At 63.9% G+C, this 21,738-nt stretch carries 22 protein-coding genes; 7 read left to right on the top strand and 15 right to left on the bottom strand.

The features are described 5' to 3' along the window. The 5 genes from G4G27_RS22350 to G4G27_RS22330 all read right to left on the bottom strand — a co-directional run bounded on the left by G4G27_RS22350 (window position 1) and on the right by G4G27_RS22330 (window position 5,927). Window positions 1-1,251 carry a radical SAM protein gene (locus tag G4G27_RS22350; protein ID WP_183110670.1) on the bottom strand — a complete coding sequence of 417 codons (1,251 nt, stop codon included), beginning with the start codon at window positions 1,249-1,251 and terminating at the stop codon, window positions 1-3. Between the two features lie 18 nt (window positions 1,252-1,269). After that, on the bottom strand, window positions 1,270-2,142 hold the full coding sequence (locus tag G4G27_RS22345; protein WP_183110669.1) for a hypothetical protein: 873 nt from the start codon (window positions 2,140-2,142) through the stop codon (window positions 1,270-1,272). A gap of 463 nt (window positions 2,143-2,605) precedes the next feature. Beyond that, window positions 2,606-3,748: a beta family protein gene (locus tag G4G27_RS22340; protein ID WP_183110668.1), complete on the bottom strand. Its 1,143-nt coding sequence runs from the start codon at window positions 3,746-3,748 to the stop codon at window positions 2,606-2,608. A 3-nt stretch (window positions 3,749-3,751) separates the two neighbouring features. Beyond that, complete coding sequence (locus G4G27_RS22335; protein WP_183110667.1) at window positions 3,752-5,047, bottom strand: XRE family transcriptional regulator; 1,296 nt, start codon at window positions 5,045-5,047, stop codon at window positions 3,752-3,754. A gap of 580 nt (window positions 5,048-5,627) precedes the next feature. Continuing rightward, entirely contained in the window at window positions 5,628-5,927 is a 300-nt protein-coding gene (locus G4G27_RS22330) for a hypothetical protein (RefSeq protein WP_202049620.1), read from the bottom strand. 206 nt (window positions 5,928-6,133) lie between these two features. On the opposite strand from G4G27_RS22330, the gene G4G27_RS22325 reads away from it, so the two are divergent. Together G4G27_RS22325 and G4G27_RS22320 are read left to right on the top strand one after the other, a co-directional pair. Next, window positions 6,134-6,766, top strand: coding sequence for a hypothetical protein (locus G4G27_RS22325; protein ID WP_183110666.1), 633 nt, complete (start codon window positions 6,134-6,136; stop codon window positions 6,764-6,766). 21 nt (window positions 6,767-6,787) lie between these two features. Continuing rightward, window positions 6,788-7,195 carry a lysozyme inhibitor LprI family protein gene (locus G4G27_RS22320; protein WP_183110665.1) on the top strand — a complete coding sequence of 136 codons (408 nt, stop codon included), beginning with the start codon at window positions 6,788-6,790 and terminating at the stop codon, window positions 7,193-7,195. Window positions 7,196-7,320: 125 nt separating this feature from the next. Here the strand turns inward: G4G27_RS22320 and G4G27_RS22315 are convergent, their stop codons facing one another. Continuing rightward, window positions 7,321-7,992, bottom strand: coding sequence for a hypothetical protein (locus tag G4G27_RS22315; protein WP_202049619.1), 672 nt, complete (start codon window positions 7,990-7,992; stop codon window positions 7,321-7,323). 251 nt (window positions 7,993-8,243) lie between these two features. Between G4G27_RS22315 and G4G27_RS22310 the strand changes: the two genes are divergently transcribed. From G4G27_RS22310 to G4G27_RS22300, 3 genes are all read left to right on the top strand, one after another. Continuing rightward, a complete protein-coding gene (locus G4G27_RS22310; protein ID WP_183110663.1) occupies window positions 8,244-11,072 on the top strand; it encodes a pitrilysin family protein in 2,829 nt (942 codons plus the stop codon). A 68-nt stretch (window positions 11,073-11,140) separates the two neighbouring features. Continuing rightward, window positions 11,141-11,629, top strand: coding sequence for an FKBP-type peptidyl-prolyl cis-trans isomerase (locus tag G4G27_RS22305; RefSeq protein WP_183110662.1), 489 nt, complete (start codon window positions 11,141-11,143; stop codon window positions 11,627-11,629). Beyond that, window positions 11,629-13,728: a prolyl oligopeptidase family serine peptidase gene (locus G4G27_RS22300; RefSeq protein ID WP_183110661.1), complete on the top strand. Its 2,100-nt coding sequence runs from the start codon at window positions 11,629-11,631 to the stop codon at window positions 13,726-13,728. Before G4G27_RS22305 ends, G4G27_RS22300 begins: the two co-directional genes overlap by 1 nt. 16 nt (window positions 13,729-13,744) lie before the next feature. On the opposite strand, the gene G4G27_RS22295 is transcribed toward G4G27_RS22300, so the two are convergent. Further along, complete coding sequence (locus tag G4G27_RS22295) at window positions 13,745-14,119, bottom strand: hypothetical protein (RefSeq protein ID WP_183110660.1); 375 nt, start codon at window positions 14,117-14,119, stop codon at window positions 13,745-13,747. 148 nt (window positions 14,120-14,267) lie between these two features. Here G4G27_RS22295 and G4G27_RS22290 point away from each other — a divergent pair, with 148 nt between their 5' ends. Both G4G27_RS22290 and G4G27_RS22285 read left to right on the top strand, forming a co-directional pair. Continuing rightward, window positions 14,268-15,716 carry a DUF2974 domain-containing protein gene (locus G4G27_RS22290; protein ID WP_183110659.1) on the top strand — a complete coding sequence of 483 codons (1,449 nt, stop codon included), beginning with the start codon at window positions 14,268-14,270 and terminating at the stop codon, window positions 15,714-15,716. 29 nt (window positions 15,717-15,745) lie between these two features. Beyond that, the gene (locus G4G27_RS22285) at window positions 15,746-16,594 is read left to right on the top strand and encodes a hypothetical protein (protein WP_183110658.1); all 849 of its coding nucleotides are present in this window, start codon (window positions 15,746-15,748) and stop codon (window positions 16,592-16,594) included. 41 nt (window positions 16,595-16,635) lie between these two features. On the opposite strand, the gene G4G27_RS22280 is transcribed toward G4G27_RS22285, so the two are convergent. The 8 genes from G4G27_RS22280 to G4G27_RS22245 are packed head-to-tail and all read right to left on the bottom strand — an operon-like array spanning window position 16,636 to window position 21,699. After that, window positions 16,636-17,262, bottom strand: coding sequence for a hypothetical protein (locus G4G27_RS22280; protein ID WP_183110657.1), 627 nt, complete (start codon window positions 17,260-17,262; stop codon window positions 16,636-16,638). Next, the gene (locus tag G4G27_RS22275; RefSeq protein ID WP_183110656.1) at window positions 17,259-17,714 is read right to left on the bottom strand and encodes a hypothetical protein; all 456 of its coding nucleotides are present in this window, start codon (window positions 17,712-17,714) and stop codon (window positions 17,259-17,261) included. The genes G4G27_RS22280 and G4G27_RS22275 overlap by 4 nt, the downstream gene beginning before the upstream one ends. Further along, complete coding sequence (locus tag G4G27_RS22270; RefSeq protein WP_275944103.1) at window positions 17,711-19,039, bottom strand: FliI/YscN family ATPase; 1,329 nt, start codon at window positions 19,037-19,039, stop codon at window positions 17,711-17,713. The genes G4G27_RS22275 and G4G27_RS22270 overlap by 4 nt, the downstream gene beginning before the upstream one ends. After that, entirely contained in the window at window positions 19,029-19,643 is a 615-nt protein-coding gene (locus G4G27_RS22265; protein ID WP_183110655.1) for a FliH/SctL family protein, read from the bottom strand. The genes G4G27_RS22270 and G4G27_RS22265 overlap by 11 nt, the downstream gene beginning before the upstream one ends. Then, window positions 19,640-20,155: a hypothetical protein gene (locus G4G27_RS22260; protein ID WP_183110654.1), complete on the bottom strand. Its 516-nt coding sequence runs from the start codon at window positions 20,153-20,155 to the stop codon at window positions 19,640-19,642. The genes G4G27_RS22265 and G4G27_RS22260 overlap by 4 nt, the downstream gene beginning before the upstream one ends. Then, a complete protein-coding gene (gene sctJ / locus G4G27_RS22255; RefSeq protein WP_183110653.1) occupies window positions 20,152-20,940 on the bottom strand; it encodes a type III secretion inner membrane ring lipoprotein SctJ in 789 nt (262 codons plus the stop codon). The genes G4G27_RS22260 and sctJ overlap by 4 nt, the downstream gene beginning before the upstream one ends. 31 nt (window positions 20,941-20,971) lie before the next feature. After that, window positions 20,972-21,370 carry a hypothetical protein gene (locus G4G27_RS22250; protein WP_183110652.1) on the bottom strand — a complete coding sequence of 133 codons (399 nt, stop codon included), beginning with the start codon at window positions 21,368-21,370 and terminating at the stop codon, window positions 20,972-20,974. Between the two features lie 14 nt (window positions 21,371-21,384). Further along, window positions 21,385-21,699 carry a hypothetical protein gene (locus tag G4G27_RS22245; protein ID WP_183110651.1) on the bottom strand — a complete coding sequence of 105 codons (315 nt, stop codon included), beginning with the start codon at window positions 21,697-21,699 and terminating at the stop codon, window positions 21,385-21,387. Window positions 21,700-21,738 lie beyond the last annotated feature (39 nt).

Here is a 21,738-nt window from a genome sequence, read left to right as displayed (position 1 = left end):
TCAGTCCGCAAGCTCTAGCGCAAGCTGTGATGAATCGTAGACCCGGAAGCCGTTTTCATCGACGTCATCTGTCGCCACGACACCGTCGAAGAACGCTGGCGAATACGGGCTCTTTCCGCCGTTCCACCGCCGACTCATGAGCGCCAGCCAGTCGCTGCGGCCATCGCGCTGGTCCGCCGGAATCCGGCGGCGCCAGTCCATGTAGTTGCCGATCGACTGCTCGGGGGACCAGAGGTCGGCCAGCATGCCGAAGCTAATGCGATTGTCGGTCCGGGCAAGCGACGCCTTAATCACGCCCACGAAGTTCGCAGTGAAGTGGTTAGCGCCATACTGGGTGAGTTCGGAAACCCCACAGCACCCGTTACCATCGCTCCAAGGTATGAATTCGGTGTCCCCAGCGCCGAACTTGACGCCGAGCGCATGCGACAGGCCCCGCGCCCGCCGCACGAAGGGCCGCTTAGCATCCTTTGAGAGCATCCAGTCGGGACCCAGGCGGACGACGCCGAGCCCTCGCATCCTCTCGACAATGTCGTATCCGAGCGCACGGCTGGCCCCGGCGATCTCGGTATCGACCGACTCGCCTGGCACCTTCAAGTATTCGAACGAGAGCTGCTTCGCGTCGGCAGCCGCCGCCGCCTCGGCCATCTCGAGCGCTTCTTCCTCGTAGCCGGGAAAGATCGGCTGGATCCGTAGTCCGCTGACGATGCCGCGCGCCCCGAGTGTTTCCAGTATCCGGATCGTGGACGCGAATCCTTCGCTCCGGGGCTCAACAATCCTGCGCAGAGACTCGGGTATGCCGGCGGCCGAGAGCCGCACGACGACGTTCATTCCGGCGAGGAGCGAGAGATAGGGCTCGCTGACGGGAAGATATCCCTTTGTGCTGATCAGAGTCGGATACTGGAAGTCGCGCAGTACGCTCAGGAGTTCCCGGGTCACGCCTAGTTCCGCCTCCATTGGTGTGAATGGGTCTTGGAGGCCTCCGAGTTGCAGTGGCACCCGTCGCGCAAGGAATTCGTCGACGGCCGATCGCAGCTCGCCGCGCGCGACACGCTCGAGCCTGAGTGCCAGCGCCTTCGGGTTGGCTTGGTGGATGCCCTTGGATGCCCACGCCCGGGACCTGTCGCGCGAGAAGCAGTAGACGCAGCTGAACTGACAGGTGTCATAGGAGTCCAGCCGAATCGGCGCGGAACAGAAGTAGATCTGCCCCGTGACGCTCAACGAGTGCTTGTATGTCCCCTGCGTCGTGGGCATCGGCCTTCTACGTCCCTTTCAGCTGTTCGCGGCAACCCGGACGAACGTTCCCACTAGATAATGAAAGCAGCAGGGGTTCGGGGTGATCGGCTTCGGCGTGAGCAGGGTGTGCCCCACCGCGAGGATGACCGCGATGACCAGCAGCAGACCGGACGCCCTGACGAGCGTCCAGGCAATCCAGCGCGACACTGGATTCTCCTTCGCTGCTTCCGTCAGAGTAATCCAAAAGAGTTCCTTGATCTTCAGGTCGATCTTCGGATCGCCCTCACGGATGGGCAGCACGTACTTGCGCTCAACACCATCGGTGCTGGACTTGATGGTGAAGCCCATGATCAAGTCGCGGTCGAAGTTGTGCGGCGCATGCACGCACATGTCGTAGGTTGGGGTCGACCCGTCGCGCTGAGTTATGATGACCCTTCTCGCAATGCAGGTGCCACCAAACGATGCATTGAGCGGCAGCCGAGATCGCGAGAGCGTGGCGACGTCGTAGCTCAGCTTTTTCTCGATCGTCTCCTGCAGCAGCTTCGCGCCATTCTCGAGCGTCTGAACCCCGTGGTAGAACTGCCAGAGGATCCACCGATGCGAGTGCTTCTTGTCCTCGTAGGATTTGTAGTCCGGGTATTCCTGCAGGATTTGTGGAGCCCTCGTCTTAATAATCACTATCGCCAGCGCATAGCCGGCAGACGCGAAGATGAAGCAGATCAGAGCAGGTGTCCCGAGATTGACCAGGTCGGCGAACTTGGTGACGATGGCGATCAAGGAGAACAGCGTCGCGAGGGACAGCGCGCTGTTGATGCGGGACGCCGCGATCAGGAACTGCCAGTCGAACCTGAAGTTCTTCGCAACCCCCTCGACCGAGAACGAATGGACTCTCCCCGGCGTCCGTGTCACGTATCCCCCTCTCCATTGCCCCGACGCAGCTTAGCACGCCCCGACCGAAGGACAATCGGCGGGCTGCCATCCAGAGCAATATGCCACGGCGGCAAATGGCGGCGGTGATCTCGCGCGCCGCGCCTGTCGCGACCGGTCCCGGGGTCGTCAACCATGAGGGCGAACAACGACAATCGAACCCACTGACGAGTGGCGGCTTTTAGGGGTGCCGTTTTGCAGGCTGAACGACAAAAGAATGGGGGGCAGCGGTTCGTCAAATGTCACCGGAACCCGCCAGTTATCTCCCTTTGGATAAGGGAATGAACCGTGCCTGCGGTGTGAACATCAATGCCAGCGACGCGCCCCAACCCGCCCGTCATCCGAATTACCTAGGCCATCAAAATCGGGCGATGCGTATTATCCAACGGATATTCTGTGCGCAGCTTAGCCAGATCCATTCTGTCTGTCCCACCGAGGCAAATCTCTAGATCAATTGAAGCTGTTTCAGAGGGATCGCTGGCTCGCGAGCAGTCTCGCCTTCGACTTCGTGCAAGACAGATAACTGCTTTAAAATGAGCGATATATGGTGATCCGTGGAAGCCCAGCGCCAAGTGCTAGCATTGCCTGTCTTCGCACCTTCTAGAAGCAAGCTGTCTATAAACTTATTTCCTAAGCTATATTCTTCGCCAAAAAAGTACTCGGAAGACACGAGCCGGCGAGCAACAGGAAATATCGCCCCAAAGCCATTTGGTTTTTTCGTGCTTTGCCCTTTGAAAATCCAGTAGTCGGTCTCAGTCGAATACCTGAGATGAGCAACAGGAGGTACTTTAACTGGCTTATAATATGACGGAAATTCAAGAGCATAATCTGAAAACATAGGGACAGAAGGGAATTCTGAACCATTGCTCACAATCGAGCGATACAGCTCCCAATCGGATCGAGGGAATCGACCATCCACACCTGCCTTTAGGTTTGGCTTCTCTGGAAATGAGGTGCTTCCCCAAAAAACACGCGCCCATGTGTTCCTGGGAGCCAGAACTGCAAATCGTTCGGCTACTAGATGAACAAACGGCTCTGGGTCAGAAATATGAAGCGCACCACCATCAAACAGAAGCACAGTATTGTGGGGTGATGCGCCAAACGTGTTAACGACCGCGTCGAGTTCACCGAAGCTACGCAAGCGCTCCATATCGGATAGGGATAAACGCAGACAGATAGGCCAATCCCGATTTGCCGACGTGTAGCGCTTCACCGCTTCAACATAGGAGGGTGAACTTTGTAGGCTCACAATGGGTGCCGCAAAGGCACCTTCCAACCAAGCACGCTCGATCAGCTCCGTGAGGGGATGTCGGCGACATGCGGCCGCATGTTTATCATCATCGACAAGGCTTGCATCAACAAATACGGGCCGCTTTCCCCAGTTGGCGCTAAGCCTCGCACCAAACGAACGGATATGTTCGAGCGGAGACAAAACGCGCTGTTCGTCCGGATCAAAACCCCCGGATGGTGGAATGCGAAAGGCGGGGAGAAGCCGTCCCGACATTGCGCCTCGCGCGGTTCCCAACGCCTTGCACTCGCCGGATTTCCACTTGAGTTGTGGCATGTACAAGGCATCACGAACGCTCATGTCCTACTCCATTAAGCCCGCATTTTTTATGAGGAGACGAATCTTACCATTGCCTATCAAGTCAGAAAATTCCGAATAATTTCCACGTTCTTTTCGTATACGCCCAGCAACCAACGCCTCATGGATATTCCACTTCACAGCGAATTCAACAATAGCTTCGGGCGACTTGGTGAACCGAACGAACGAAGCGTCCCAAGCCTCGTTTGGGATAATTGCGTTGGTTGCAAAATCATCTGCCTCAGATTCAAGTTTTTCAGAGAGGTCATCTCCCTCTTCATCCAGAAATCCATCGGTTAACAATGGCCCCCAGTGACGGGTGACGTGGCCCAATTCATGTAAGAGTACATACCAGAAATTATCAATTCGGTCGTGGCGCAGGGTCATGCCTATTACGGCATAACGACCATCTAGGCTCATTGCAGCACCATCGAGTTTCGTCTTCTCAAGATGCTTCTCAAAAACAACAATGACACCGTGAGATAGGAGCATGTCAATCGCCAATACTGGTCCATCAGGCATCCGGCTGAATGACACTAGTGCCTTTATTGTATCCGGCGTTAGTGGCTTATAACGCCTGGCGAGCCCGGCCTTTCGTCGTGCTTTCGATAAAATGCGAGCTTGCCAAGAGAGCAAAGCGGCCTGCTTAACGCGCGAACCTACCCCCGCAGTTTTCCGATGAAGCGCTTTAGATGGCTGAATCACGCCAGAATTTGTAAAAAAGACCGCCAAAGCACGCTTCTTTTCCGACGCTGACGCCCGCCGAAGATTCAGTTTTTGATCGAACCATCCCTTTGCGTTCATTTCGCTCAAAGGAAACTGGCTGGGGTCGATTGAATTCAGGAAATCTGACGCGAAAGCATCCGATGATGGCTTCACAGTTATTTTACCAGTGAAGTTTACGTCCAAGACCCGGGCGATGTACTCCAAACGCCGAAGGTTAGCGGTTTCATACGCATCCTTCTCATAACGCTGTATCTGCTGCTCCTTCAGCCCTGCTAATCTCGCTAATTCCCTTTGTGTCAGACCCTTTGCAATTCTAGCCGATATTAGCTCCTTGCCAATGCTGGCAAAAGAGGACATCGCAAACTCGGTCGCTTCGCCGCTTTTTAGAGCATCGTACGCCTCAATTTGCTCTCGAAGTTCAGCAACTTGCCGCTGATAAGAAGTCCGTTGTGCCTCCGCGATAACAGGCGCGACACCCCGCTTGATAGATTTAAGAATGTCAAAGTCAGCAAGCGCGTCCTCATAAGAAATGAGTGCAGCCTTAGTTACCTTATATTCTTGATCGTTTCTGATCATACGTTGAGTATCTCAAGCATATTAAGTTTGATTCCAATCATTCCACGAAGGATGCCGGTTACCTTGTCTTTGGACAGAAACTGATAATGCCTACATTCTGGTCCATCTCCAGCTGCGCTGACGAGGAGGTCACCGCGATATCTACGATTCTGCTCCAGCCTCTGATTGTCGTCCCAAAGGAGCGGACTTACCTGATCCGACACACCGCAAGGGTCCCAGCATGCGTCATAGTCGCCAGGATACTCTTTCGAAGTGACATAACTTCCGCCCAAGTAGATTCGGCCGCATCCAAATTCGCGTAGGTCCCGACATGCGTCGACGAAGCCAGCGAACAGCCAAGCGCGATGATCATTATACGCGAACGCTTCTCGTACCTCCCGTAGACTTACATGGTGAAGCCCCGGGGGGAGGATTCCTTCCGATTGACCCGGGGTTTCGATAAGGGATGGTAGCATAAGCACAACAATATCGTTGTGTCGTTCGAGAGGCAAGCTGTGATCGTCCGCTCGGTGTTTTCGGGCTCGCTGTGGCGAAAATTGAGTGTGTAACGAACATTGATGCCCGGTGCCCCGCTCCACCCTCAGCCCCCAACCTCACCCAACATATGATCCGCCAAGCTGTAACAATGGCTCGCCTGATAGGCGTTCCGGCCGCGGTTCATATGCGTCAGGTTGAACGCCCGGATCCCCTGCAGCGCAGGCTGCGTCGCGAGGAATTTGGCGATCGACACAAAGCCGCGGACCTTGATGCCGAAAATGTCTTCGCCACGGGGGAAGATATAGCTGACGTCCTCCGGCGTCGTGACGGAGCTTTCAAGAAAGGCTTCGTCGACCGGGCCCTGATCGAGCGAGCGATCGGTGGTGAAATCGGACAGATGCACCAGGGGTTCTAGTTGTCGAACATCGCAGGAAGATCACGCCATGGACTGCCCGTTCGCGTGCGATAACAGCGTAGTCGATATGCTTCGTGTGGCAGGCTTGTTAAAACTTGCGCAGGAAAAGCCTCACGTTCGGCCACGTACCGGTTTGTTCAGGATCGCGAAATGATCCGCCTTTACACTCTGCCTACAGATGTCAGGAGGTGGGTATGAGGTGGATCATCATCATTGCTGCAACCACTATATTAACGGCGTGCGATGGTACTCCAACGGCTGACCGCAATGCCGGGATGATCACCGCCAACGGCAGTGAAGACCGCACAGCCATCGCGCGACGCGCCGCCAATCCGGATTTCAGCGCTGTCGATTCGCTGGCGAACCAGACGGGCGCTACCAACGGCGCAGCGCCTCCCGGATCGGCACCGGCCATCTCTCCAACGCGTAGCGCTGCGGCGGCGAAGCTGCCAGTGGTGACCGATCCCCGGTCGGCGATCGAGGCGGCAATCCAGGTCTCTGCGCGCGGAGACGATGGGATCAGGACGCTGCCGCTTTCGCCGGACCTCCTTGTGGCCCTTCGCCGCGTCGAAGCCACAAGCGAGGTCGGCAGCTACGACCATGATTTCCTTACTGGCAGTCAGGAGGCGCTACCGGTTCGCATCCTGGGCAGTTCGTCCCGCCGGACGGTGGACGGCCTTGAGGTGACGCACCGTATCGAGAACGCTGCCGGATCACGAACGCTGGTTTCGGTCTGGTCGCCACGGGGCGACGGCAGTTGGCAACTGGAGGATGTGCGCGCCGAAGGAACCACGCTGCTCACATTACTGACCAGCGACGGGGCATAATAGCGCTTAAGGAGAACGACGATGAAAACATTCATGCTGGCCGCGGCAACAATCGCCCTGACCGTGCCGACGATGCTGGGTGCGCAGGAATGGATCCCTGCCCAGGAACGTCGGTTGAGCGCAGGTTACAACGACTGCGTAAAGGCCGCCGACGGCGTGATGCCCGACACGATACAATGTACGCAGGCCGAGCATGGAAAGCAGGACGCGCGACTCAACCAGGCATACCGGATGGTGATGACCCGCTTATCGGCAGCGCGGCGCGGCGTGCTGCGCAACAGCCAGCGCGACTGGATTCGGGAAAGGGATGGGACGTGTCAGCGCCGTTGGGATGAGGCGGGTGGTGGCCAGGCGTCGGATCTTGAGCAATCCTCGTGCCTGCTGCGCCAGACCATCGCGCGGACGATGTGGCTGGAGCGATATCGCTGATCGGCGCGAGTATCCTAGTTGGTTCACGAGAGTATGCGCTTACGGGACTCGAAGTCTATCTCGCCGCAATTGCTCAAGGACGAGGGTGGCTTTCGAGGCAGGGCCAGACGAGCATTGTTCCCCGCTCAGCCCTCAACCTCACCCAGCATATGATCCGCCAGGCTATAGCAGTGGCTCGCCTGATAGGCGTTCCGGCCGCGGTTCATGTGCGTCAGGTTGAACGCCCGGATCCCGTGCAGCGCACGGCGCGTCGCGAGGAATTTGCCGATCGACACAAAGCCGCGGACCTTGATGCCGAAAATGTCTTCGCCACGGGGGAAGATATAGCTGACGTCCTCCGGCGTCGTGACGCAGCGTTCGAGAAAGGCTTCGTCGACCTGGCCGTGATCGAGCGAGCGATCGGTGGTGAAATCGGACAGATGCACCAGGAACAGCGCACGGATATCTTCGCCGTCGGCATAGAGCGAGGATAGCTCCATCCAGCTTGCGTTGACGCGGACAAGCGCCTTGCCTGGCGTCGAGGGCAGGCAGGACACCGACCAGTAATAACGTTCGGTCCGGCGCGGGATCGGGATGCAGTCGCTGCCGTAGCGGCGGAGAGTTTCGAGGACCTTGGGTGCCTGTGGCAGGCGCCGCAGCTTTTCGGACCGTGCGAGATATTTGAGACGCAATTCCAAGTCCTGCGTACGATCCTCGACATCGTCCGGGATCGCCTTGCCCTGCATCCAGTCGTGTTGCTGCCGGAGATCGAGGAAACGGCGCAGGCCGGTGGTGGCTGGGCGGCGAGGCGCGCTCACCGCGGATACCATGGCGGCGCGGCCAGTTCGAACGGGTTGCCGGCGCGTCGATCGCCGCCGGATATCGCCTCAGCCAACGCAAATGGACGGGCAGTTCCCCTGCGCATGTCGCCTTCACCTCAAGCTATCGTCATGTCCCGGCGGTCCTGATCGGCCGAACGGCTTTATTTTCAAAGGGGTTTCTCGGCCGTCCGGCAATGGCGGAAATATGCCCGCGGTCGCTCCTTCCTTCAAAGAGGGAAGCCGAACCGATGAAGTCCTTTGCCGCCATGACCATCGCCGCGCTGTGCGCGTCCACCGCGGTGAGCGCCGCGCCTGCCCCTGCCCCCGCGCCGCGCGCGCCGGCCGGGGCAGGAACGGGGGCGGCCGCGCCGATCGTGGTGCCGCCGCTTGTCTATACCAGGCGCGTGTTGAAGAACGGCATGACGATCTATGCGATGCGCGATCCAAAGGCGGCGTCGGTGTCGCTGTATATGTGGTACAAGGTCGGTCAGCGCGACGACCCGAAGGAGCGCGCGGGCTTCGCGCATCTGTTCGAACATCTGATGTTCAAGCCGACGCGCAACCTGCCGCAGGGCGCGTTCACCTATATGAGCACGATCGTCGAGAGCGCCAATGCGACGACCCTGTTCGACGATACGCTTTACACCACCACCGCGCCGGCCAACCGGCTCGAGACATTATTGTGGCTCGAAGGCGAGCGGTTGAAGAATTTGGTGATCGACCAGGCCAATTTCGCGTCGGAGCGCGACGTGGTGAAGGAGGAGCTGCGCCAGCGCATCTTCGCCGCGCCCTATGGCCGGATCCTGTTCAAGCTGATCCCGGGCTTCGTGTTTTCGACGCATCCCTATGCCCGGCCGATCGGCGGCACGGCGGAGGATCTCGACAAGGCGACGCTGGCCGATGTTCGCGCGTTCCATGAGGCATTTTATCGCCCCGACAATGCGGTGATGGTGATCGCGGGCAATTTCGAGCCCGCACAGCTCGACGCCTGGACCGACCGCTATATCGGGTCGATCCCCAAGCCAGCGACGCCGCTGATCCAGATCCCGCCATCGGTCGAGCCGGAGCGGACCAGCCCGCGCCTGGTCGATGCCTATGCCCCCAATGTGCCCCTGCCCGCGCTGGTCGCGGCATGGGTCGCGCCGCCCGAGGCGAACATGGATTCGGCGGGGATCGATGTGATCGAGGCGCTGTTGACAAACGGGGCCGCGTCGCGGCTCAACCGGGTGCTGATCACCGACAAGCAATTGGCGTCGTCGGTCGTGACGTATAATTTCGACACGCGCGACGGCCATGCCTTTGCCATCGTCACGACATTGGCCAAGGGCGCCGATATGGCGGCGGCACGGAGCGCGCTCGATGCCGAAGTCGCGCGGCTGCGCGATACGCCGGTCGCCGCCGCCGAACTGGCATCGGTCAAGAACGCGATGCTTGGCGCGGCGCTGAGCGATCGCGAAACGCCGGCGGGACGCGTCGTGCTGGTCGGGGACGGCGATGTCCTGTCGGGCGACCCCGCGCATGACGACAAGAGGCTCGCCGCGATCCGCGCGATGACGCCGGCCGATGTGCAGCGTATCGCCACGCGGTGGCTGAGCGCGCAGCGCCAGGTGACGATCCGCTATCAGGACGAAAGCCAGCGCCCGGCGGGTTATACCGGCGACGCGTCGACCAACCAGGTCGCGGCGATGGGGCCGATCGTGCCGCCGGCGACGCGGACGCCGGTGACGATCGCGTCGGAGGGCGAACGCGAACAGCCGCCGGGCCCGGGGCCGCAGCGGCGCGTGGTGCCGCCGATCATCGAGGCGAAGCTGGCCAATGGCCTGACGCTGGTCAGCGCGCGATCGACCGAAGTGCCGCTGGTCACGCTCGAGCTGGTCATCGCCGGCGGCGACGCGGCCGACCCGGCGGGCCATGCCGGGCTGGCCGATTTGACCGCGGCGCTGGCGCTGCGCGGCGCCGGTACGCGCGACGCGGCCGCACTTGCCGCGGCGGTCGGCGATCTGGGCGGGCGGATCAGCGCGGCCGCGCAGGCCGATGCGACGATCGTGAAGATCACCGTGCCGGCCGCCAATGCCGATGCCGCCGCCGCGTTGCTTGGCGATGTCGCGCTGCGGCCGGGCGCGGCACCCGAAGAGCTCGATCGCGAGCGGCGCAAGCTGTCCGATGCGCTGACGGTGAGCGAGAAGCAGCCGGTCCAGCTCGCGCTGCGCGTGCTGCCGGCGGCGCTGTTTGCCGGCACGCCCTATGGCGCGGTGGCGACGCCGCGATCGCTGGCCGCGATCGATGCGGCAGATGTCGCCGCGACGCGCGCCAAATGGGGGCCGCGCGGCGCGACGCTGGTGGTGACCGGATCGCTCGACGCGAAGCAGGCGGCGGCGCTTGCCGAGCGCATTTTCGGCGGCTGGCGCGGCGGGGCGCCCGCGCCGGCCTTCACCGCCAGCGCCGCGCCACACCGGATCATCGCGATCGATTTGCCGGGCGCGCCGCAAAGCGCGGTGATCGCCGCGTTGCCGACCGGGCCACGCAGCGCGGGCGACCAGCGCGCGCTGCAAGTCGCGAACGCGATCGTCGGCGGCGGCTCGATCGGCTGGCTGTCGAAGGAGATTCGCGAGAAGCGCGGGCTGAGCTATGGCGCGGGCAGCCAGATCGACATGCGGCGCGGCGGCGGTTTCGTGATGGCCGCATCGCAAACCAAGACCGCGTCGGCGCCCGAAGTCCTCGACCTGATACTGGCGCAGTTCGCGCGGCTTCCGGCCAATCCGCCGAGCGCGGCGGAAGATGCGGAGCGCAGCGAGTTCGTGTCGCGCATCCTGGCGTCGCAGACCGACCGGACCGCCGGGCTGGGCGACTATCTCGCCGGGCTGGTGGCGACGGGCACGCCGCTGTCGGTGGCGCGCGCCGAGCTGAGCCCCGGCGCCGCGGTGTCGCCGGCCGAAATCGCCGCAGCGGCGAAACGGATAGACCCGGCGACCGCGACGGTGCTGGTGGTCGGCGACAGCAAAATGTGGCTGCCGGCGCTGCGCGCGGCGCATCCCAATGTCGAGCTGATCGATGCAGCGGCGCTGATCGGCAAATGACATGATGCGGATCGACACCGCCGAGCGCACCGTGGCATGGTTCGACAAATATTTAAAAGGATCGCGCGATGCCCGCTAATCTCTGGTTGATCGCTCTTGCGGCGATGTCGGCGCAACAGGCCCCGGCCCGGCCCGACGACGCTGCCGCGGTCAGCTATGCCAATGTGCAGCAGCTGGCGCTGGCGCAGCGCGGGCCGGCGCAAGGATGGCAGGTGACCGCGAGCGGACTGCACTGGCGTCGCGTGAAGGGCGATGGCGCCGGTGTTCATCCCGGCCCGGACGACGAGGTGACGGCGCATTATGCCGGGACGTTCGTCGATGGCGCGACGTTCGACAGCTCCTATGCACGGGCCGAACCGATCACCTTTCGGCTGGGACAGGTGATTCCCGGCTGGCGGGAGGCGCTGCCGCTCGCCGGTATTGGCGATGTGCTGGAAATCGCGGTTCCCTGGACGCTCGCCTATGGCCCGCGCGGCAAGGGGCCGATACCCGGCGGAGCGACCCTGTTGTTCACGGTCGAATTGATCGCCGTCAACGGCACGCCGGCCGCGCCGTGATGAAACGCGCCGCCGGCGCCGCGTTGATCGCCATCGCCACTGCGCTGGCAGCGCCCGCGACGGCGCAGGATGCGTTGCAATGGCTGGAAGCGCCAACCGACGCACGCGCGCTGGACTGGGCGCGGCGGGAGACGCGAGCAGCGCAGGCGACGATCGCCGCGATGCCCGATCATGCGACGATCGAGGCGGAGCTGAAGACGGTGCTCGCCGCCGGCGACCCGCCGCCCGATTTTCTGCTGATGGGGTCGGTGACGCTGCGTTTCCAGCGTTCGGTCGCGCATCCGCACGGCGTGCTGGCAGTCGGCCGCCGCGCGGGCGATGGCGCGCCCGGCGGCTGGCGTGATATTCTTGACCTCGATGCGCTGCGCAAGACGGAGGGCAAGCCGTATGAATTGCGCTTCGGCCGGCTTGGCTGCGCAGCGCCGGCTTATTCGCGTTGCATCATTGCGCTGTCGCCGCAGGGTGGCGATGAAACCGAGTTGCGCGAATTCGATCTGATTACCGGCCGATTTGTCGCGGATGGCTTCCGCACCGCAGCGGGCCGGACGTTCGCGGCCTGGCTCGACAAGGACCGGCTGCTGATCGAGCATGGCCTGAACGGCGCGCCGACGCTGCCGACCGGCTGGCCGGCGACCGTCGCGTTATGGATGCGCGGCACGCCGCTCAGCGCGGCGAAAATCGTCTACCGCGCGCAGCCGACCGATATGCTCATGTCGCTCGGCGTGACCGGCGAGGGTGCGGGCCGTGTCGGCGTCATCACGCGCGCGATCGATTATTCCAACTTCGAGCATTTGATCGTGCGCGGCGACGGATCGGTCGAAACGACGCCGATCCCGCGCAAGGTCAAGATGCTGTCGGACAATATCGGTGGCGGCCGCATCTTCGCCCAGCTCGGCGAGGCAGCGACCGTCGGTGGCCGGTCGCTGCCCGCCGAGACGATCATCGCCTATGATATCGCGGCGAGCGTACCGGCGCAGCGGGTCGGTATCGTCCTTGGCCCGACTGACGACGAGTTCCTGGCCAACGGCTATCTGGCGCCGGGCCGCAGCGGCGTGAAAATGGTGCTGACCCGGCGCGGCGTGCAGCGGATCGTCACCGCGACGCGGGGCAAGGACGGCTGGACGCGCGCGCGCGGCGAGGCGCAACCGGCGGGGACGGCGATCGGCTTCGGTGCGATCGATCCGGACAGCGATGCGGTCGTGATGCATCGCGCCGGTTATCTGCTCCCCAACCGGCTCGAACTGGTCGGCGACACCGGCAAGGCAGTGCCGCTTTATGCCGAGAAGCCGGCATTCGATGCGAGCGGTTTCGTCACCGAGTTAAAGACCGCGACGTCGAGGGACGGCACGCCGATCGACTATTATCTGGTGCGCCCGAGGACAGCGAAGCCCGGCGCGATCCCGCTGCTGATGACCGGCTATGGCGCATTTGGGGTTTCCGTCACCCCCGAATATCTCGGCCGCACCGTCGGCGGTAAGGCGCTGGTGCCATGGCTTACGCGTGGCGGCGCGCTCGCGGTGCCGATGATCCGTGGCGGCGGTGAGCGCGGCGAGGCCTGGCATCAGGCCGCGATCCGCGGGAAACGGCAGAACAGCTATGACGATTTCGCCGCGGTGACCGAGGCGATCATCAAGGACGGCTTGACCAGCCCGAAGCATATCGGCGTGTTCGGCAGCTCGAACGGCGGACTGTTGGCCGCCGTCATGGGCACGCAGCGCCCCGACCTTTACGGTGCGATCGTCAGCGACGTGCCGCTGACCGACCTTGTCCGAATGCCCTTCATGGGCATGGGTGCTGCCTGGGTAAATGAATATGGCGATACCAAGAACCCGGCGTTGCTGGCGGCGATCAGCGCCTATTCGCCCTATCAGAACGTCGTCGCGGGCAAGCATTACCCGCCGTTCCTGGTCACCGTCGCGACGTCGGACAACCGCGTCGGCCCCGGCCATGCGCGCAAGCTCGCCGCGCGACTGAAAGAGGTCGGCGCACCGGTCTATTATCTGGAGGACCAGGAGGGCGGCCACGGCGTCAGCGACCCGCTCAGCCGGCCGGAGCTGATGGCGGATCGCATGACCTTTCTCTTCGACACGCTGAAATGAACTTGGATTCGCTGCCTCAATATGTCCCGTGCGCGTTGGTCGGATACCACCAGGAGAAACGGGTCTTCAGGTCGGTGGTCGAGAAGACGATATTGCCGCGATTGCGTTCGTAACCCATCGCCGCGCGACCATTGAGTGTCCCGGTCCACCATCCGCTGTTTGAGCGTCCTTCGAAGATGACCCGACGATTGCCCGCGAGGAAGGTCATGCGATGCACACCCGGCGCGCGTAGCTGATCGACGAATACGCAAAGATTGTCGGGCGCGTCATTGATCGCGCAACGGACTCGCTCGCGCCCGCCTTGCGCTTGCGCGGCGCCGAGGGATGCGCCCAAGGCTGCAAGCCCAAGCAGTACCGATATCGTCCGCGCTGATATCCAGGGTCGCTGCATCGTTTTTCTCCTTCGCTGCTGCTTGGGTGGCGGCCACCGATCCGGTTCAAACGCACGAGCGCCGAAATCGGGATAGTCGGATCGATTATGGCTTCGAACGTGCATTTTGGCCGATAGTCGCTGCTTATTGAGCACAGGAGTCCGTGTCGTGCAGCCCATTCGCCAGGCCCCACCGCCGCCGCCACCGTCCCCTCCTGTGCTGCTTCCGGTGCGTGGGCCTGCGCTGCCTGGTATCCAGCCGACTTCCTCCTATCGCAGCGATTGGGCAACGCAGCCCGCCGGCCCTCAGCCGATCGCCGGCCGCCCAACCCCGCCACCCGAGGCGCAGGAGGGGATCGGCTCCTTCTTCACCGGCGCGGTTGCGGGCAATTTCAGCGATAACCACACCTGGTCGGCGACCGCCGGGCAAGTCGCGATGGGCTTCGTGCCGATCGCAGGGCAAATCGCCGATGTCCGTGACACTGCCGCATCGATCGGTCAGATCGCGCGCGGCGAAAGCGGTGGCTGGCTCAACCTCGGCGCATCGCTGATCGGTTTCGTGCCCGGCATCGGCGATGCGGCGAAGGCAGCACTGCGTGGCGGCGGCAATGCCGCGCAGGCGGGTACCGATGTCGCGCGCACCGCCGCGCGCACTGCGGATGGCGCGGTGACGCCGGGCGCCGCACGCAAGCTGGCCGAGCCGCCGGCGCTTCAGCCCGCGCCGCGCGCCGATACACCGCCGCCGAGCGGGCCGGCCTCCCGGCTGGCCAACGCGGCCGATGAAGGCCCGACGCTGATGGAGCGCGCCGAGCTGGCGGGCGATGTCTACAAGACCGGCGCCAAGGATAGCTCGATTTCCCCGCCGGCGGGTTTTCGCGTCGCGAGCGCCGACGAGATCAAGGGACTCGGCGTCGATGCCAATCTGCTTGGCAAGGCCGATGAGAAGGGGTTCTTCGCACGGGTCTATGCCCATGATTCCCCGGCCGGCACCTCCTATACGGTCGCTTTCCGCGGCACCAACCCGAGTTCGATGAAAGACATCGCCGCAGACGCCCAACAGGCATTCGGCGCCGATTCCGTCCATTATGCGCGCGCGCTCGAAATCGGGCGCCAGCTGCAGAATTCGGGCGCGGAAGTGACGCTGGTCGGCCATTCGCTCGGCGGCGGCCTTGCCGCGGACGCGGCAATCGCCTCGGGACGCGATGCGACCACCTTCAACGCCGCAGGCCTGCACGGATCGACCATCGCCAAGGCGGAAGCCGCCGCCGGCGGCAGAGTGGCGGGCGATGTCGACAATTACCGCGTCGACGGCGAAGCGCTGACCATGTTGCAGGAGAATCCCGGCGCACGTGGCGTCGTCGGCGCGCTTGCCGGCGGTGCGACCGGTGCTGGAATCGGCTCGATCATCCCCGGGCTCGGCACGATCGTCGGCGGCATTGGCGGCGCGATCGGCGGCGGCGTGGGCGCGGCCAAGCTCGACTTGCCCAAGGCGTTCGGCGATCAACACACCATGCCCTATGTAAAGCCCGAAGGCGCGTCGTGGTGGCAGAACAATCCGGTCAACCGGCACATGATCGATGCGGTCCTGGCCAGCACGGCGCGTTACACCGGCGGCTAAGCGGTTGACGCGCCCGTCCCGGTGGGGCGATGCTGGCGCATGAACTTGAGGATATCATGATGGCGGGCGATGCGCGGTTCGATCGCTTCGTCGGTGGCGCGGCTCTTCCGACCCGCAAGGACGTGGTCGGCAATCTGCGCATCGGCTCGTCGGCTCAGGCGCTTGCCGAAGCGTTGTTCGACCACGATCTCGACGCCGCACAGCGCTATCTGGCGCGCGATCCCGCTTTGGCGTCGTTCAGGATCGGCGACACCTATGACATGCTGTGCATCGCGCTCGCGACGGCGTCGACCGATGCGCTCGACTTGCTGATTGCGCATGGCGCGCAGGTCGAGGGGCCGGCGCTGGCGTTGGCGATGATGGCGGACGATCCCGCTTTTGCGATGCGGCTCCTTCAATCCGGCGCAAAGGCGACTCCGGCCGACAATCCCCTCGGCGCGATGCGGGCGGCGATCGCGGCAAACTCGATCGGCGGCGTCAGACTGCTGCTTGATTTCGGTGCGGACCTCAAGGCGGCGGGTCCAACCGGGACCCGTTCCTTGCAGGTCGCGCTCGACATGGAGCGTTTTCGCATCGCCGAACTGCTGCTCGATCGCGGCGCCGACCCCTGGGCGATCGATGCCAGCGGCGCCAATCTGGGGACGTCGGCCACGACACAGATGTTCACCAACGTGCCCGAAGAAGCGGCGGCACAGACCCGGCTGGCACAGCGGGCGCTGGCGCTTGGCTGGCCCAATCCGGCACTGACCCCCGGTCAAATCCGCGAGGCGGCGCTGGCCGGAGACTGGCCGCCGCCGGGTGTGAGGGCTGCGCCAGTGCCTGCCGATATTCTTGCGCTGCTCACCGCGCGCGCCAAGGGCACCGCCACGATCCAATAACCAAGAGCACGCCGGACTGCTCGCCGGAGGAGTGTCTCGGGTCAGGGGTCTTCGATGGCCAGTGCCCCCAATGTGACGCCGGCTTCTTCCAGATACGCACCCAGGCCCTGCAGGCGATCGCCATAAGCGCGGCCGCCGTCACCGACTTGCAGCGCGATATCCAGCGCGCCAGCGGCGTTGCGCACCAGCCTTGCGCCGGTCGCGGGCCACGCATTGGCACCGAACCGGACCTGCACCTCACGCGCGCCCTTGCCGTTCTCGCGCGTCCATAGATCGGCGAGCATTTGCGCAAAGGCGCTCGCGTCCACATGCGGAGCGGGCATTGCCGGCATTGCCAGCGGGACGATCGGCACGCTCTGGGCCGGCGCGCCGAAGCCCTGGCCATGCTGATCCTGCGATTCCCGCTCGCGCACGATCAGATCGGCATCGCGCGCTTTCGCATCGACCGTCGCGGTGAAGCTCTCCCGCTCGCCATGCGCGCCAAGTTTTGCTTCCTTGCCCAATTTGGTGCGGGATTCGGGCGGCAGGCCCATCGTCTTGCGCGCCGCGGCAAAGGCATCAGACATCGCCTTTGCGTCGCTTGGCTGAGCGCGTGCCGGGGCGGGCTGCGGACGCGACGCCGGCGTCCGGCTCGGCTGGCTACGGGTGGCACTATTGACGCTGGTCATCGCATCCTCCTCGATTCATCGACTTCTTCCGCACTGCGGTCTTCATTGGCGCGCGCCACTGCCCGGCGTGCCGCGGCGGCACGCTCGGCAAGAATATCGTGGCGAGCCCGGGCAATGATCATCGTCTTGCGCCGCGCCGTTTCCGCCGCGACGCACAGTCGCTCGGCCTCGCGGGCGTCGTTCAGCGCGCTGCGTGCCACCGACTGGGCGAAGCGCATGCGATCGACTACCGCCAGCAACCGTTCGGCTTCGTTGGGATCGTCGGCCAGCCGATCGCGTGACTGACGATAAGCGCCTTCCGCATCGATCGAGGCCGCGTCGGCGTGCGCCCGCGCCTGTTCGGCACGGAGCGTTTCAGCACGCGCTACGGCCAGCGCGGATGCGGCGCTGTTCATGCGCACTTCGCGCAGCCGCACCAGCATCGCGGCTTGGCGCCGGGCATCCGCGCTCATCCGCCGATCCCCCTCAGCCGGATCAGCGCGCTATCCCATGCTTCGGGCACGGTCGCGTCCTGACGGAGCAGCGCCTCGATCTCCGGTTTGGCGATAATCGCACGGTCAGCGACCGGATCCGCGCCGGCACGATATTCGCCGACCTGAACGAGGAATTCGATCTCGGCATGTTTTGCCATCAACGCCCGTACCTGAGTCGCCGCGGCGCGGTGCGGCGCGTTGGCCAGTCGCGGGAACAGGCGGCTGAGGCTCGCGAGGATGTCGATCGCCGGGTAATGTCCCGCCGATCCGAGCTTGCGCGACAGGATGATATGCCCGTCGAGGATCGAGCGGACTTCCTCGTCGATCGGGTCGCCGCCCTCCTCATCCTCGACCAGCACCGTGTAGATCGCGGTGATCGACCCGGTCTCGTCATTGCCGGCGCGCTCGAACAATCGCGGCAATTCGGCGAAGACCGAGGGTGGGAAACCACGCCGCACCGCCGGTTCGCCCGCCGCCAGCCCGATCTCACGAAGAGCGCGCGCGAAGCGGGTGACCGAATCCATCAGCAGCAGCACGCTTTTGCCCTCGGCCCGGAATCCCTCGGCGATGGCGGTCGCATGATGCGCCGCGCGAACCCGTTCCATCGCGGCGCGATCCGAAGTCGCGCAAATGACGACCGATCGCGCCAGCCCTTCCGCGCCGAGACTGTCTTCGATGAATTCGCGCACTTCACGTCCGCGTTCGCCAATCAGCGCGATGACAATCACATCGGCCCGGGCGAAGCGCGCCATCATCGCAAGCAAAGTCGATTTGCCGCCGCCGGCCGCCGCAAAGACGCCGACGCGCTGGCCGGTGCCGATCGTCAGCAGCGTGTCGATCGCGCGAATGCCGGTGACCAATGGCGTATCGATCAGCGCACGCGCCATCGGCAGCGGCGCGGGCATATGCAGCGAGCGGCGCGGCAGATCGGCCGGCAGGTCGCCCTTGCCGTCGATCGGCCGCCCGCGGCCGTCGAGCACGCGCCCGAGCAGCGCCGCGCCGACCTGCACCCGGTCGTCGCCCGGACGCACGATGACTTCGGCATCGACCGACAGGCCGCGGACATCGGCCAGCGGGGTCAGTATCGTCGCATTTCCGGCGATGCCGACAACCTCGACCGGCACCACATGGCCCGTCGCCGGTTCGATCACTTCGCACGATTCACCGATCCGCGCGGTAATCCCGGTCACCTTCAGGGTCGTGCCGAGGATCTCAACGATCCTGCCCCTGCGCTCGACCGTGGTCGCGCGGTGTAGCCCGTCGAGCAGGCTCTCGACCATGCGGCTGGGCGCGTCAGTCGCCATCGGCCATCTCACCAGAGCCATGGCCGCGCCAGGCATGTTCGATTGCGCTCAGCTGCACGTCGAGACCCGCTCGGACCTGGCCCAGCGCGGTTTCGATGATGCAATCGGTGTTGGTCAGCGTGGCGTCGCCTTCGACGAGAATCCCCGCGCGCCCGTCGAACCGGACCCGGACGATATCGACCATCGCCGGCGCGACCCGCACGGTCGCACCATCATCGGGAGCGATCGTCGCTGTGGCACGCTCAGCCAGCCCGGCGACCATTTCAGCTGCGCCGACATCGCCCGCGATCCGGCGCACCACCGCCAGGGCAAGCTGTGCGATCTCGGCCTGCCGCTCGCGCCGTATCTCGCCGTCGCGCACCGCAAGGCGCAGCCATTCGGCACGGACATCGTCTTCGCCGGCGCGCACGCCTTCCGCCCGGCCCGCTTCGAATCCCTCTGCCCGAGCCGCGGCGACCGCTTGCTCGGTAGTGTTGCGCAGCGCGGCCGTTCCGGCGAGCAGCGCCGCCACATCCCCGAACCGGTCGACATCGCCTGCGGACACGACCGGATCGTCAGTCGCGGCGGTGGTGAAAGCATCGGCGTGGAGGACAACGTAACTCATGCCGCCTCCGCCGTCAGCGCCGCATCCAGCCAAGTGGAGACCAGCACAGGGTCCTGCGGCAGGTCGCCCTGCGGCGCCCAACCGAGATAGTCGCGCAACGCGGGGCTCAACTGGCTGCGCAGCAAGGCGAAACCGCGCGCTTCGATCTGGGCCGGCGCGACAGGCGCATCGCTGGTCCCGTTGATGGTGTCGGCCAATTGGATCGCCCAGTCGAGCATGTCTTCACCGGCCAGCGTTGCGATCGCGCCGAGCCACCGGCCATCGATCGAGTTGGCCAACACTGGCGCGATCGACAGCAGTGCGACACGCAGTGCGAGGCGGCGTTGCGCCTCGCGCGTGCCACGCAGCCACACCGGCACGGCGGCGAGATCACCGATCGTCGCTTGCCCCAGCGCAACGCCGTTCATCCGCATCAACAAGGCATTGCCGCGCCGTTCGTCGGGAGTACCGGAGAGCGCCGTCAGGTCGCTGCCGATCGAAGCGAGCGCGGCCCGGGCCGCCGCGGCACTCACCGCTTCACCTCAGTACCGGGCAATATCTCGGTCCTGGCATTGGCGGCGGCGCGGCGCTGCAACCAGCGCCGGAACGCGGGGTACCCCAGCGCGCCGAGCAACAACAGCACGAAGATCGGCGCGATCGTCACAAGGCTGGAGCGCGTCATCGTACTTGCCGATTCGATCTGCGCGAGCGGCAGCGGCTGAGCCGGGAAGGTCTCGACCGAGACATTCTCGTATTTCAGGCCCTCGATCGAATTGACCACGAGCGCCTTGATCTTGCCGACCTGGCTCTGGATGTCGGTGCCCGGACGATATTTGATAAACACCGACGCGCCCGACGGCTTGGGCGCATCGGCCAGCGGTTGATCCGCCGGCAGCGCGAGGTGGACGCGCGCCTGCACCACCCCGTCGATCTCGGAAATGGTGTGCGACAGTTCCTGGCTGAGACCGTAGATCAGCCGCGCCCGTTCCTCGGTCGGCGACGAGACGAAGCCTTCCTTCTTGAACACCGTGCCGAGGGTGGCGAATTCCTCGCGCGGCAGGCCTTGCGCGTGAAGAATCTCGACCGCGCGCGAAAAATCGCCCTGGCCGGTCGACAGCGTCCAGCCCTTCTCGCCATTGTCGGCCTTGTTCGCACTGATCCCGGCGCTTTGCAGCACCGCGATCATCTCATTGGCCTGTGACTCGGTCAGCTTGCCGTAGAGTTCCGCCCGCCCGCACGCGACGAGCAGAAGGGCAAGCCCGATCATCAGCGCGGGCCGCAGGCGCTTGCTCCCCATGCGTCCGGTCCATGCATGCATCGTCTCTCTCCTTCGCCCGCCGCCCACGCGGTTACGATTGCTGGCGGAACAGCTGCTGGATGCCGTCCGACGTCCGGTTGGCGATGTTCGAGGTCAACTGGCAGTGAAACATGAACTCATGGCATCGCATGGTGAGGTTCACGACTTCGCCGGGCGACATCCCCATCCCGCTGGCCTCTGCCGCCTTGGCGTATTCCGACACCGACTTCGCCTCGCCGTTGACCTTTTCGAGCTGGTCGAACACTGCCTTCACCGACGGGTCGAGGGCCGGTGCCGTCGCAAAGGGCGCTGCCCCCTGGCTGACTGATGTCAGCGAGTCCTGAAACCCGTTGATATCGGCGACCGAGGCGTTCGGTCCGGCCTGGAGCGTCTCTGTAGGCGGCGTCGGTGCAGCGCCCGCGGCCGCCGCCGCTATGGCTTCGATCGACATGATCTATCCTCCTTTTAACCCTTGCGTGCCATCGTTTCGAGCGCCTTGCCGACGCTGTCGATCGAGGTCGACGAACTGTTCGCCATGAAGCTCATGCGCATCGATTCCGCGGTCAGCTTGGTGATCTGCGACGGATTGTCGGAACCCTGCTCGCCAATCGCATCGGACATTTGCTCGATCTTCGCGGCCTGCTTGTCGAGTGTCTGTCCCCAGGCGTCGGACAGCGCCTCGAACCAGGTGCCCGCTCCACTGCTCTTGCCCATGCGATTGCCGGTCATCGGTGTGGTGGCCATCATGCCAAGGCTGCTCGTGATCGTCGAATTCGTCATTGTCTGCACTCCTTCTTCGCTTGGTGGGTAGGTCGTCGT

The sequence above is a fragment of the Sphingomonas sp. So64.6b genome (assembly GCF_014171475.1).
Taxonomy (GTDB): domain Bacteria; phylum Pseudomonadota; class Alphaproteobacteria; order Sphingomonadales; family Sphingomonadaceae; genus Sphingomonas; species Sphingomonas alpina_A.
Note: the sequence above shows the minus strand (reverse complement) of the source record. Positions and strands in the feature narration are given on the sequence as shown.

Bases quoted from the DNA above. Each gene is read 5' to 3' on its own strand.
- G4G27_RS22350 (WP_183110670.1), bottom strand. From the start codon at position 1,251: ATGCCCACGACGCAGGGGACATACAAGCACTCGTTGAGCGTCACGGGG.
- G4G27_RS22340 (WP_183110668.1), bottom strand. From the start codon at position 3,748: ATGAGCGTTCGTGATGCCTTGTACATGCCACAACTCAAGTGGAAATCC.
- G4G27_RS22335 (WP_183110667.1), bottom strand. From the start codon at position 5,047: ATGATCAGAAACGATCAAGAATATAAGGTAACTAAGGCTGCACTCATT.
- G4G27_RS22325 (WP_183110666.1), top strand. From the start codon at position 6,134: ATGAGGTGGATCATCATCATTGCTGCAACCACTATATTAACGGCGTGC.
- G4G27_RS22320 (WP_183110665.1), top strand. From the start codon at position 6,788: ATGAAAACATTCATGCTGGCCGCGGCAACAATCGCCCTGACCGTGCCG.
- G4G27_RS22310 (WP_183110663.1), top strand. From the start codon at position 8,244: ATGAAGTCCTTTGCCGCCATGACCATCGCCGCGCTGTGCGCGTCCACC.
- G4G27_RS22305 (WP_183110662.1), top strand. From the start codon at position 11,141: ATGCCCGCTAATCTCTGGTTGATCGCTCTTGCGGCGATGTCGGCGCAA.
- G4G27_RS22300 (WP_183110661.1), top strand. From the start codon at position 11,629: ATGAAACGCGCCGCCGGCGCCGCGTTGATCGCCATCGCCACTGCGCTG.
- G4G27_RS22295 (WP_183110660.1), bottom strand. From the start codon at position 14,119: ATGCAGCGACCCTGGATATCAGCGCGGACGATATCGGTACTGCTTGGG.
- G4G27_RS22285 (WP_183110658.1), top strand. From the start codon at position 15,746: ATGCTGGCGCATGAACTTGAGGATATCATGATGGCGGGCGATGCGCGG.
- G4G27_RS22280 (WP_183110657.1), bottom strand. From the start codon at position 17,262: ATGACCAGCGTCAATAGTGCCACCCGTAGCCAGCCGAGCCGGACGCCG.
- G4G27_RS22275 (WP_183110656.1), bottom strand. From the start codon at position 17,714: ATGAGCGCGGATGCCCGGCGCCAAGCCGCGATGCTGGTGCGGCTGCGC.
- G4G27_RS22270 (WP_275944103.1), bottom strand. From the start codon at position 19,039: ATGGCGACTGACGCGCCCAGCCGCATGGTCGAGAGCCTGCTCGACGGG.
- G4G27_RS22265 (WP_183110655.1), bottom strand. From the start codon at position 19,643: ATGAGTTACGTTGTCCTCCACGCCGATGCTTTCACCACCGCCGCGACT.
- sctJ (WP_183110653.1), bottom strand. From the start codon at position 20,940: ATGCATGCATGGACCGGACGCATGGGGAGCAAGCGCCTGCGGCCCGCG.
- G4G27_RS22250 (WP_183110652.1), bottom strand. From the start codon at position 21,370: ATGTCGATCGAAGCCATAGCGGCGGCGGCCGCGGGCGCTGCACCGACG.
- G4G27_RS22245 (WP_183110651.1), bottom strand. From the start codon at position 21,699: ATGACGAATTCGACGATCACGAGCAGCCTTGGCATGATGGCCACCACA.